This is a genomic window from Vibrio fujianensis (assembly GCF_002749895.1).
GTDB lineage: Bacteria > Pseudomonadota > Gammaproteobacteria > Enterobacterales > Vibrionaceae > Vibrio > Vibrio fujianensis.
In genome coordinates this window covers 77,364-88,603 of the sequence record NZ_NBUS01000035.1, presented here as the reverse complement: position 1 = coordinate 88,603, position 11,240 = coordinate 77,364, and the positions used below count along the sequence as shown (strand labels likewise).

The window sequence follows — 11,240 nt, the reverse complement described above, 5'->3', positions numbered from 1 at the left end:
ATCATGTCAAAGTCCCGCAATGGATGGCAAAACAGTTTGATGGCTTGGATGACGATCCCGTGACTCGTCAACTGGTCGGCGCTAGCCAAGCGATCGATATGATCCGCATCCTGAGCCGTGAAGGCGTGAAAGATTTCCATTTTTATACTCTCAATCGTGCCGAGATGACTTATGCACTCTGTCATACCCTAGGGGTAAGACCTCGCTAAAAAATGGCGAGTGATAAAAAAACACGCCGATTCAAGTCGACGTGTTTTTTTATTGATTGAGCATGTAACCGCTAACGGCAGTATCCTTACTCAACCTCTTCCATTTTACCCAACAAGCTGCGAATACGCTCTTGCCACTGTGTGTGTTCTTGTTCCATTTGTTGTGCTTTCTGCTCTAGTGCTTCGCGGCTGGATTTTAGCTCATGCACCTCAGTCACTAGCTGCTGTTTTTCTTCTTTCAGCTCTTCGACTTCCATTTGCAGTAAAGCGATTGTATCAACCGCCGTTTGAATTTTTGCTTCTAGCTGTTCTAGTACTTCAAAAGACATGCTACTTACCCTTTCATTGATTCAGTTGAGTGAACAATCTTCACTTTATCGCTCCATTCTACTCAGCCGAGCGCAGAGAAACACTCACTATATTCGATCTAACTCATCATTTGGCTAAAAAAAACTCATAATTTTACTTGAGACTCACATTGCTACTTTTCTCTGATAAAAAAGCAGGCTAAATACGGGTTTTTATACCTGATTTTGATCCACTGCAACTCCCAAGCTTAGTAAATAGCAAACGTTTTCTTATTAGTGTGCTAAAATCCGCGCACATTTTTCCCTCTTTCAAATCTCAGCTTGGAGTGATCATGAAACGCGATTTAGCAATGGCCTTTTCTCGAGTAACTGAAGGTGCGGCATTAGCTGGTTATAAATGGCTTGGCCGTGGTGATAAAAATAGCGCTGATGGCGCTGCCGTTGAAGTCATGCGAACGTTATTAAATAAAGTCGACATTAAAGGTGAAATCGTTATTGGAGAGGGCGAAATTGACGAAGCCCCAATGCTCTATATCGGTGAGAAAGTCGGGTTAGGTGGCGATGAAGTGGATATCGCGGTCGATCCCATCGAAGGGACCCGTATGACGGCGATGGGACAATCCAACGCTTTAGCCGTACTTGCGGTCGGAGAAAAAGATAGCTTTTTAAAAGCCCCTGATATGTATATGGAAAAATTAGTGGTTGGCCCTGGCGCTAAAGGCTGTATTGATTTAACTAAGCCATTAGTTGAAAACCTGACCAATATTGCTAGCGTCTTAAATAAACCACTCAATCAACTCACCGTGATTACTTTAGCAAAACCTCGCCATGATCAAGTGATCAACGAAATGCAGCAAATGGGGGTGCGCGTCTTTGCCGTTCCCGATGGTGATGTTGCTGCCTCTATCCTTACCTGCATGCCAGACAGCGAAGTTGATGCCATGTACTGTATCGGAGGGGCTCCTGAGGGCGTTGTCTCTGCTGCAGCGATCCGTGCTTTAGATGGCGATATGCAAGGTCGCCTTTTACCACGTCATCAAGTGAAAGGAGAAACAGAAGATAACCGCATTTGGGGTGCGAAAGAACTGGCTCGCTGCCAAGCAATGGGGGTAGAAGCCAATAAAGTTCTCGCCCTAGAAGAGATGGCACGCAGTGATAATGTGATTTTTTCCGCCACCGGCATCACTAAAGGGGATCTACTAGAAGGCATCACTCGCCAAGGCAATATAGCCACCACTGAAACACTATTGATTCGTGGCCGCTGTCGTACGATTCGTCGAATTAAATCCACCCACTATTTAGAACGCAAAGATCCTGAAGTGCGAGAAATTATTTTATAACCGAATGGCGTTAACTCACTCCGATAAAAAAAGACCGCCTAAGCGGTCTTTTTTAAGTCATCACAAATCAAGCGAGAACTTAAAATAGCTCTTCTGCGACTTTGAATAGATCTTGACGCACAGGGCGTTTCATCGTTTCAATCGCTTCAATGATGTCATGGTGAACCAACTCTTCTTTTTGGATACCGACACAACGGCCACCGTAACCTTCTAGTAAGAGATGCACCGCGTAGTTCCCCATGCGGGAAGCTAAAATACGGTCAAATGCGGTTGGTCGCCCGCCACGTTGAATATGGCCCAAAACCGTTGCCCGAGTTTCACGTCCGGTTGCTTTTTCAATTTCTTTTGCCAACTGGCTGGCATCGGTCATGAGCTCAGTCAATGCAATGATTGCATGCTTTTTGCCTTTAGATATTCCATCTTGAATATTAGAAATCAATTGCTCCATATCCAAACCAGTTTCAGGCGTAATCACATACTCACAGCCACCGGCAATCGCAGACATCAGCGTCAGATCACCACAATGACGGCCCATGATTTCTACAATTGAGATACGCTGGTGAGAAGAGGAGGTATCACGCAGGCGATCAATCGCATCAATAACGGTGTTAATCGCAGAAAGGTAACCAATGGTGTAATCGGTTCCGGCAATATCGTTATCGATCGTGCCCGGTACACCGACACAAGGGAAACCCATTTCAGTCAGTTTTTTGGCTCCCATGTAAGAGCCGTCACCACCGATTACCACAAGAGCATCGATGTTATGTTTCTTTAAGTTCTCAATCGCCTTTTTACGCACTTCTTCATCACGAAATTCAGGGAAACGAGCCGATCCAAGAAAGGTTCCCCCTTTATTGATCACGTCAGAAACACTGTAGCGGTCTAGTTGTTTGATATTATCTTGGTATAAACCCAAATAGCCATCATAAATACCATAAACACCTAAGCCAGCACCTAATGCGGTACGGACAACGCCGCGAATTGCAGCATTCATGCCTGGTGCATCACCACCACTTGTCAAAACACCGATATTCTTAATCATGCTCACCCTCGATTTTTTGAGAATTTAATACTCATTTTTAACGTTGCTCACTAACGAAAAAGAGCAACAAAATCTGTTTAAATTATCTGTTATGTTACCTTGCCCAAGCAGGAATACTACTGTTATTTGAGCGTATTTTGTAACTTTACTACTTCTGTAAGAGTATTACAGCTTTACCCGATAGCTTTGTTGATTCATATCAGGATCACGTTTTTTAGTTGTATTGGGTAAAAGATAGTCAAACTCAACTCATCTTTCCTTACCAAGCATGATGTTTTTGTTTTTTCTCCGCCCCAAATACGACGGAATAAGGATCCTGATGGATCAAGACATCTGCACCGGGAAACGTTTGGCACAATTTATCTTCAACTTGATCGGAAATATGATGCGCCTCAATCAATGGAATTTGATCTTCCAACTCAAGATGTAACTGAATGAAGCGAATCGGCCCGGCCATTCGCGTGCGTAATTGATGCACGCCCAGCACCCCGTCTACCGACAATGAAACGGCGTGAATCTGGGCTAATTCTTCATCAGGTAACTTTCTATCCAATAACGTTTGTACCGCCTGATACGCCATATGAAAGGCACTGTAAAGAATGTAAATACCGATGCCAATAGCAAAAATAGCATCCGCTTGTTTGAAACCAAACCAGCTTAAACCTAATGCCACAATAATGGCCGCGTTCATATAGAGATCGGTTTGGTAATGCAGTGAATCGGCGGCAATCGCTTGGCTGGCGGTTTTTTTCACCACGTAGCGCTGAAACATCACTAAAGCAAAGGTAACGAGCATGGCGAACACACTGACATAAATACCGTATTCAGGCGACTGTAATTCATGCGGCCGGAAAAAACGCTCAACACCGTTCAAAATTAAGAAACAGGCGGAGCCAGAGATAAACATCGCTTGCGCTAAAGCCGCCAAGGACTCAGCCTTACCGTGACCAAAAGTATGCTCCCGATCGGCCGGTTGTAAGGCATAACGAACCACGATTAAATTAACGACGGAAGCGGCAATGTCCAATAACGAATCAACCACTGACGCCAATAAACTCACCGAGCCTGTCACCCACCAAGCGGCTATTTTCACTAGCAATAAAAAACTAGCAACCAAGGTTGCCGTCCAAGCAGCAAGTGTGACTAGACGCGCATATTCCTTTTTCATTACCGATCACCGTTACGTTACGAGAGATATAAGAGACAAAGAATTAATTATACACATGAAGGGGCGATCAGCGGCAGATTTCATGCTCAGTAATAAGGCACATAACAGACAAAAAACCCAAGAAGAATACCAGCAACCATAAAGCGTCATTGAACGCTACAAAAACCAAAAGCAGCACATTCAGCGCTGCTTTTGTTGCCGTCAAGTCAGTGTTAAGCGTAATTAAAAACGCCCCTTACCTCTTGAACCATCATGATGTCCGCGAGGCCGATCATTGTTTGCTCTTGGATTTTGCTGCCAGTTTTCATCCATGCATGTTTGCTGTAATGTTTGTAATTTGTCTTTCTGCTCATCCGTAAGAATACTCATCATCTGGTGGCGATTTTTCATCCTATCGACCCGATGCTCTATGTGTATATCGACCATCTGTTTTGCCAATTCAGTTGCCGCAGCTTGATCAAAATCAGCGGCAAGCATCAATTGACGCTCTTGCTCACGTAACGAACGCATTGCATCACGAGGGCCAGATGTACGCTTTTCTTGCATGATTTGACGATGTTGCTCACGCAGAGCGTTGATTTGACTTTGTTGCTCTGGCGTTAACTGAAGTTCTCTCGCCATCGTACGCTCATGGTGCATGCCACACAGACCATCGTGATTCGGTTTTCCTTTACCACCGCCATATGCGAAAACACTCGCAGAACCCAGAGTTAAAGGTAAGACCATTGCCGTCAACACCCATTTTTTTGTCATATTCATCATCATGTCCTCTCTATGAAGGTTACCGCCCAGCTTCTGCGATAACTAAAGTCTGGTACGATAAGAAAATCTGCCTACGCAGTGCTTAACTTGATCATAGGCTCTGGTAAGTAAAGTGGTGTTTAGCGTGAGTAAAGAATCGTAAAGAGTAAACTCTCTGCTGCTGCTTTGTTTACTTTCACAGTAAACTATCACTAACCTGATGTGAATGAAGAGGCATTTATGGCACATATTCTTCTGATTGATGATGATACAGAACTGACCAGCTTGCTCAAAGAAGTGCTGAGTTATGAAGGGTTTGAAGTCTCAGAGGCCAATGATGGGTTATCTGGGCTTGAAGCTCTAAATGAGCATGTTGACCTGATTTTACTGGATGTCATGATGCCCAAATTAAATGGCATGGAAACGCTGAAAAAACTCAGGGAGCAATGGCAAACACCAGTTTTGATGCTGACAGCAAAGGGAGAGGAGATCGATCGAGTGATCGGTTTAGAACTTGGTGCCGACGATTACCTGCCTAAGCCTTTTAGTGATCGAGAACTTCTCGCTCGTATCCGTGCGATTTTACGTCGCACACAAAGCCATTTAGCGAATAAATCGCTTGATGTTATCGAATGCCAAGACATCCAACTCTATCCCGGTAAACAAGAAGCCTACTGCCAAGGCCAACTGTTAGACTTAACCAGTACCGAATTTGCTTTGCTGGCTCATTTTGTGCAAAACCCAGGAGAAACATTGACCAAAGAAGCACTTAGCCTCGATGTATTAGGTAAACGACTCGCCGCCTTTGATCGAGCCATTGATATGCATGTTTCTAATTTACGAAAAAAATTACCGGCTCGATCCGATAACAAACCACGGATCAAAACCTTACGGGGTCGTGGCTACTTAATGGTTCAGGAGGATTAATGCGTCTTCCTAAAATCAATAACTTATACGGACGTATTTTTGCTATTTTCTGGCTAACCATGTTATTGGTGATTATCGCAGTGCTGTCTCTCCCACATCTCGATCCGAGAAAATCCCGAGATTTGCCCGCAAATAGCCACCAACGCATGCTCGATTATAAACGCAATATTGAAGATCGATTTAGTAAGCAAACTCAATTATCCAGTATCATTGCTCAGTTGGAAGCAATGGGACATATGCATAATGACACCCGCCCTCGTTTTTTTATCGCCGATCAAGAGGGAAATATACTCACCACTAAACGGCATGAAGATTTTAAACTCAAAGCACTCAGAAATTTCACCACCAGTATCGAATCCATTGACAAACCTCAACAACGTTTATATGGACGCTATATGATCTCAGGCCCGGTGCCCATTCATCTCGCTCAACAAGATTTATTACTGTATATCGGTTTACGCTGGGATGAGCCACCGCCCTTCTTATTACGCTTATTTGACAAACCCTTGCATCTTTTACTGTCGGTCATGCTAGTCAGTACGCCATTATTACTCTGGCTCGCTTGGGCACTCAGTCAACCAGCCCAACGGCTTGCCTCGGCGGCACAGCGAGTCGCAAGGGGAGAATTTGTGGTTGACCCTAATCTAGAAAGAGGCACCACAGAATTTCGTCAAGCAGGGCGTAGTTTTAATCAGATGGTTGAAGCCGTCAATCTGATGATTTCTGGCCAACAACGTTTATTGTCAGATATCTCCCACGAATTGCGTTCACCACTCACTCGCCTGCGCATGGCCAATGCCTTAGCCACTCGAAAGCAAGGACAAAGTAGTGAATTAGAACGAATCGATACCGAAGCTCAGCGGTTAGAGCGTATGATTGGTGAGCTACTCACGCTCTCATGCATGCAAACCAATAGCCATCTTAGTCGAGAGATTCAACCATTAAGCAGTTTATGGGAGGCGATCCTAGAGGATGCACAGTTTGAAGCGGAACAAATGCACAAAACGCTGATTCGTGATCCGATTCCAGAACGGTACATTTCAGGTAATCCCAAACTCTTAATGAGCGCTTTGGATAACGTGGTTCGAAATGCAATTACTTATGGTACTGATCATATTGAAGTACGCTTTATCGCCGAGCCTCATCAACTCACTATCACCGTCGAAGATAATGGCTCCGGCGTTCCCGAGCATGAATTAAATGATATTTTCCGACCGTTCTATCGCGTTTCAACCGCTCGTGACCGACACAGTGGGGGAACCGGATTAGGGCTAGCGATTACAGAAAGTGCGATTCGCCAACACAGTGGCCAAGTGATCGCCAGCCGTAGCTCATTAGGCGGGCTAAAAGTACAAGTCACGTTACCGATCCAGCCTTGAGTCAGGTATACTCAGCGACTCCATTGAAAAAAGTAGCTCACTATGTTTGACATTGCTCTTTATGAACCAGAAATTGCCCCCAATACTGGGAACATCATCCGTTTATCGGCGAACTGTGGGGCAAACTTGCATCTAATTGAGCCATTAGGCTTTGATTTAGAAGAGAAAAAAGTTCGCCGTGCTGGGTTGGACTATCATGATTTAGCGCGAGTCACGCGTCATAAAAATTATCAAGCTTTTCTCGATTATTTAGCCACTCGTGGCCATTATCGTATTTTTGCTTGTACCACCAAGACCACTGGCCATCATGTTGATGCACAATTTCAAGCTGGCGATGTATTGCTATTTGGCCCAGAAACACGAGGACTACCCGCCGATCTGATTGAAAGTTTGCCTATGGCTCAGCGCATCCGCATTCCGATGATGCCAGAAGCTCGTAGCCTTAACCTGTCTAATGCGGTCGCTATCATTGCTTTTGAAGCTTGGCGACAAATGGGATTTAACGGTGCTCAATAACGCAGCGCTTAGATGACTCTCACTCACCATTAAACGCCCGTTAAAACAGACCAAAACAAAAACTAACGAAAAGCAAAAAGGTCGCCTAAGCGACCTTTTATATATTCTGATAAGTATCAGTCTATTATAGAGTTACAACTTGAGCAGCTTGTAAACCTTTTTGACCGTTTTCAACGATAAACGATACTTTTTGACCTTCGATAAGCGTTTTAAAGCCTTCAGAAGCGATAGCATTGAAATGTACGAATACATCTGCGCCACCGTTGTCTTGAGATAGGAAACCAAAACCTTTAGTTTCGTTAAACCATTTTACTGTACCAGTTGCTTGATTAGACATAATTTGTCCCTTAATTTATAAAATTCATTGAATGATGCGCTGATGCGCCAATTCGCTTTAGCATGAATTATTTAATGTAACGAATCAGGTAAGGGAAATATTAGGACAACAACTTTTACGATGGGATACTAAGAATTTACTTTTACTTTTGATTTCATTAATAACTCTTAACTCTAGAGCCAGGACACTATAGGGTTTTATTCGATAATAAGCAATCGTTTTATTCCAAAACTGAAAAATAATTCTCCATACTTTAGCTAACGCAGAGGCCAGAGCTAACGCAGAGGCAAGCGACACGCTATTAACTAGTTAAGTCGAGGTGACTAGTTAAGTCGAGGCGGCGCATCGTGATCATCATCGTCATTTTTACGTTCAAACTCCCCATCAAAAGTATCGCCGTGTGACGTGCTATGACCGTCAAACGTTGAACTGCTGCTATAAAACGTTGCACCGTCCATGGAGTGAACCACCACCTTACCCATTAAATAATTTGCCAAGTAAGCGCGCGGAACGGGTAGCAACAAAAGTAACCCAAGAAAATCGGTCACAAAGCCCGGCGTGAATAATAATATACCGGCCACGGCCAACATAACCCCTTCCATGATCTGCAGAGCAGGCAACTCACCCTGCTGCATTCGTCTCTGCACCGCTGCCAACGTTAATATCCCCTGACTACGAACCAATGATGCGCCAACGATCGCAGTTAATACCACAAATGCTATTGTCGGCCATAGCCCGATAAAGCTCCCCAACTGAATAAATACAGCGATTTCGATAATCGGCACCGTTATAAAGGCAACCAAAAAAATAGCAAACACACTCGCTCCTTAACTTACACAGCTTATCGCTCAACAGACCCTAACAACGAGCGCTTCACGTAACAGATAAACCATAGCTAACCGTTGGTCATATAATTCTCACTCACGGTAACGTGATGAAAAAAAGACTGCAACTTCTCCGCCTTATTTCTCACATTTTAGTTAGACATTTAGGGCCAAAAAACGAATTCTGCTTAAGGAGAATCATTCCTATTTCCCGCCAATTCGTAGACGTTTACTTCTTTTTCTACCCAGATTGAGATCGCCGTGTGATATCCGGTAAATCTTTTCATATCATTGGTAAAAAAGGTGATCCACTTCCTGTTTTTTATATATCACTCAAGTATTATGCCCGAAGAAGTCAGGACAGATTTTTCAGCCCCAAATTCTGATGAATGGATTCTTAAGGCAGATGTGGCTAAGCATTATCAATCTAAAGTTAGAATTATTATCTTAAGGATCCTGTTATGGCTACCCTATCCGATGCCCCTATCAACACCCCGAAAGCAACCCGAATCGAAGAAGATTTACTCGGTCAGCGCCATGTTCCCGCTGATGCTTATTACGGTATTCACACATTACGTGCGATTGAAAACTTCAATATCTCTAATGTTACCATTTCTGATGTCCCTGAATTTGTTCGCGGCATGATTATGACTAAAAAAGCAGCCGCGCTGGCGAACAAAGAGTTAGGCGTCATTCCGAAAGAGGTAGCGAACTACATCATCCAAGCTTGTGATCTAATTTTAGAGACCGGTAAATGCATGGATCAATTCCCATCCGACGTATTCCAAGGTGGCGCAGGCACTTCTGTCAATATGAATACTAACGAAGTAATTGCCAACGTCGCACTCGAGCTAATGGGGAAAGAAAAAGGTCAATACGAATTCATTAACCCAAATGATCACGTGAATAAAAGTCAGTCCACCAACTGTGCTTACCCAACCGGCTTCCGCATTGCTGTGTATAACAGCGTACTTAAACTGATTGAATCAGTTGAATATATTAAAGGGGCTTTTGAACTCAAAGCCGAAGAGTACAAAGAGATACTCAAAATGGGCCGCACCCAATTGCAAGATGCGGTTCCCATGACCGTGGGTCAAGAATTCCACGCTTGGGCAGTGACGCTCAACGAAGAAATTCGCGCCCTGCAATATACCTCAAAACTGTTGCTTGAAATTAACTTAGGTGCCACAGCCATTGGTACTGGGTTAAACACCGCTCCAGGTTATCAAGCAGCCGCAGTTAAGCACTTAGCGGAAGTGACTGGCCTTGAAGTGGTTGCAGCAGAAGACTTGATCGAAGCAACCTCTGACTGCGGTGCGTATGTCATGACCCATGGCGCACTGAAACGCTTGGCGATGAAACTGTCTAAGATCTGTAACGACTTACGACTACTTTCTTCTGGCCCTCGTGCGGGCTTAAATGAAATTAACCTGCCTGAATTGCAAGCCGGCTCTTCTATTATGCCAGCGAAAGTAAACCCCGTGATTCCTGAAGTGGTTAACCAAGTGTGCTTTAAAGTATTTGGTAACGACAATACCATCACCTATGCAGCTGAAGCGGGCCAGTTACAACTTAACGTTATGGAACCGGTTATTGCACAAGCGATGTTTGAATCGATTTCTCTGCTTTCTAATGCTTGCGTTAACTTACGCGATAAGTGTGTCGATGGTATTACGGTCAATAAAGAGATCTGTGAGAATTACGTCTTTAACTCTATCGGGATTGTCACTTATCTAAACCCTTATATTGGTCACCATGAAGGTGATATTGTCGGTAAAATCTGCGCCGAAACAGGAAAAAGCGTTCGAGAAGTGGTACTTGAACGCGGCCTGCTCAGTGCTGAAGAGTTGGATGATATTTTCTCCGTTGAGAATTTAATGCATCCTCAATATAAGGCAAAACGCTACGAATAGTAGCAACGTATTGATGAAGGCTCTGATTAACAGAGCCTTCTTACTTTCTGACGGTCAAAAAATGGAAAAAACTTATTCTATGTCATGGCATAATCATTTTTTTTATTTTCTGTCGTTAATGAGTTTCCCTTAGCTAATGTGATGAGTTCGCTCATTTGACTGGCAGCAAAAGGGAGTTAGGAATGATTAATAATCTTTAGGAGTATAAGATGTTTATAATTGAGTTCCTTATCGTATTAGGATGTATCCTAATTGGTGCAAGGATTGGTGGTATTGGACTTGGTGTGATGGGGGGGATCGGCCTTGCGATACTGAGCTTCGGCTTTGGCATGCATCCAACCAGCCCCCCTATCGATGTTATGTTAATGATCATGGCCGTTGTTGCCGCAGCTGCTTCTATGCAAGCGGCCGGTGGTCTTGACTACTTAATCAAAATCGCCAGCAATATTTTGCGCAAAAACCCTCGCCAAATCACGTTTATCGCACCTTTAGTCACCTACTTCTTTACGATGATGGCTGGTACTGGGCATGTGGCA

The 11,240-nt window shown here is 43.9% G+C and carries 13 protein-coding genes; 7 read left to right on the top strand and 6 right to left on the bottom strand.

Annotation, left to right across the window (positions count from 1 at the left end):
- Window positions 1-209 (top strand): methylenetetrahydrofolate reductase (locus B7C60_RS17615; RefSeq protein ID WP_245868442.1); only part of this gene is annotated, 209 nt, incomplete at its 5' end.
- Window positions 210-295: 86 nt separating this feature from the next.
- On the opposite strand, the gene zapB is transcribed toward B7C60_RS17615, so the two are convergent.
- Complete coding sequence (gene zapB / locus B7C60_RS02415; RefSeq protein ID WP_099610267.1) at window positions 296-538, bottom strand: cell division protein ZapB; 243 nt, start codon at window positions 536-538, stop codon at window positions 296-298.
- 311 nt (window positions 539-849) lie between these two features.
- Between zapB and glpX the strand changes: the two genes are divergently transcribed.
- Window positions 850-1,857, top strand: a complete 1,008-nt coding sequence (gene glpX, locus B7C60_RS02410; RefSeq protein ID WP_099610266.1) for a class II fructose-bisphosphatase — start codon at window positions 850-852, stop codon at window positions 1,855-1,857.
- A 79-nt stretch (window positions 1,858-1,936) separates the two neighbouring features.
- Here the strand turns inward: glpX and pfkA are convergent, their stop codons facing one another.
- From pfkA to B7C60_RS02395, 3 genes are all read right to left on the bottom strand, one after another.
- Window positions 1,937-2,899, bottom strand: coding sequence for a 6-phosphofructokinase (pfkA, locus tag B7C60_RS02405; RefSeq protein WP_099610265.1), 963 nt, complete (start codon window positions 2,897-2,899; stop codon window positions 1,937-1,939).
- Window positions 2,900-3,158: 259 nt separating this feature from the next.
- Window positions 3,159-4,067, bottom strand: a complete 909-nt coding sequence (gene fieF, locus B7C60_RS02400) for a CDF family cation-efflux transporter FieF (RefSeq protein ID WP_099610264.1) — start codon at window positions 4,065-4,067, stop codon at window positions 3,159-3,161.
- A gap of 222 nt (window positions 4,068-4,289) precedes the next feature.
- Complete coding sequence (locus B7C60_RS02395; protein ID WP_099610283.1) at window positions 4,290-4,826, bottom strand: CpxP family protein; 537 nt, start codon at window positions 4,824-4,826, stop codon at window positions 4,290-4,292.
- Between the two features lie 222 nt (window positions 4,827-5,048).
- Here B7C60_RS02395 and B7C60_RS02390 point away from each other — a divergent pair, with 222 nt between their 5' ends.
- From B7C60_RS02390 to B7C60_RS02380, 3 genes are read left to right on the top strand one after another with little or no spacing between them, the layout of a single operon-like run.
- On the top strand, window positions 5,049-5,735 hold the full coding sequence (locus B7C60_RS02390) for a response regulator (RefSeq protein ID WP_099610263.1): 687 nt from the start codon (window positions 5,049-5,051) through the stop codon (window positions 5,733-5,735).
- Window positions 5,735-7,114 (top strand): envelope stress sensor histidine kinase CpxA, encoded by a 1,380-nt coding sequence (gene cpxA, locus B7C60_RS02385; RefSeq protein ID WP_099610262.1) that lies wholly within the window; start codon window positions 5,735-5,737, stop codon window positions 7,112-7,114. Before B7C60_RS02390 ends, cpxA begins: the two co-directional genes overlap by 1 nt.
- Before the next feature lie 42 nt (window positions 7,115-7,156).
- Window positions 7,157-7,630: a tRNA (cytidine(34)-2'-O)-methyltransferase gene (locus B7C60_RS02380; protein WP_099610261.1), complete on the top strand. Its 474-nt coding sequence runs from the start codon at window positions 7,157-7,159 to the stop codon at window positions 7,628-7,630.
- 124 nt (window positions 7,631-7,754) lie between these two features.
- Here the strand turns inward: B7C60_RS02380 and B7C60_RS02375 are convergent, their stop codons facing one another.
- Window positions 7,755-7,967 carry a cold-shock protein gene (locus B7C60_RS02375; protein WP_099610260.1) on the bottom strand — a complete coding sequence of 71 codons (213 nt, stop codon included), beginning with the start codon at window positions 7,965-7,967 and terminating at the stop codon, window positions 7,755-7,757.
- A 323-nt stretch (window positions 7,968-8,290) separates the two neighbouring features.
- A complete protein-coding gene (locus tag B7C60_RS02370) occupies window positions 8,291-8,785 on the bottom strand; it encodes an FxsA family protein (protein ID WP_099610259.1) in 495 nt (164 codons plus the stop codon).
- 467 nt (window positions 8,786-9,252) lie between these two features.
- Here B7C60_RS02370 and aspA point away from each other — a divergent pair, with 467 nt between their 5' ends.
- Entirely contained in the window at window positions 9,253-10,704 is a 1,452-nt protein-coding gene (gene aspA / locus B7C60_RS02365) for an aspartate ammonia-lyase (protein WP_099610258.1), read from the top strand.
- 209 nt (window positions 10,705-10,913) lie between these two features.
- Window positions 10,914-11,240 (top strand): anaerobic C4-dicarboxylate transporter family protein (locus tag B7C60_RS17610; protein ID WP_281251639.1); only part of this gene is annotated, 327 nt, incomplete at its 3' end.

Excerpts from the sequence above, each read along its gene's own strand:
- zapB (WP_099610267.1), bottom strand. The coding sequence starts at position 538 with ATGTCTTTTGAAGTACTAGAACAGCTAGAAGCAAAAATTCAAACGGCG.
- glpX (WP_099610266.1), top strand. The coding sequence starts at position 850 with ATGAAACGCGATTTAGCAATGGCCTTTTCTCGAGTAACTGAAGGTGCG.
- pfkA (WP_099610265.1), bottom strand. The coding sequence starts at position 2,899 with ATGATTAAGAATATCGGTGTTTTGACAAGTGGTGGTGATGCACCAGGC.
- fieF (WP_099610264.1), bottom strand. The coding sequence starts at position 4,067 with ATGAAAAAGGAATATGCGCGTCTAGTCACACTTGCTGCTTGGACGGCA.
- B7C60_RS02395 (WP_099610283.1), bottom strand. The coding sequence starts at position 4,826 with ATGAATATGACAAAAAAATGGGTGTTGACGGCAATGGTCTTACCTTTA.
- B7C60_RS02390 (WP_099610263.1), top strand. The coding sequence starts at position 5,049 with ATGGCACATATTCTTCTGATTGATGATGATACAGAACTGACCAGCTTG.
- cpxA (WP_099610262.1), top strand. The coding sequence starts at position 5,735 with ATGCGTCTTCCTAAAATCAATAACTTATACGGACGTATTTTTGCTATT.
- B7C60_RS02380 (WP_099610261.1), top strand. The coding sequence starts at position 7,157 with ATGTTTGACATTGCTCTTTATGAACCAGAAATTGCCCCCAATACTGGG.
- B7C60_RS02375 (WP_099610260.1), bottom strand. The coding sequence starts at position 7,967 with ATGTCTAATCAAGCAACTGGTACAGTAAAATGGTTTAACGAAACTAAA.
- aspA (WP_099610258.1), top strand. The coding sequence starts at position 9,253 with ATGGCTACCCTATCCGATGCCCCTATCAACACCCCGAAAGCAACCCGA.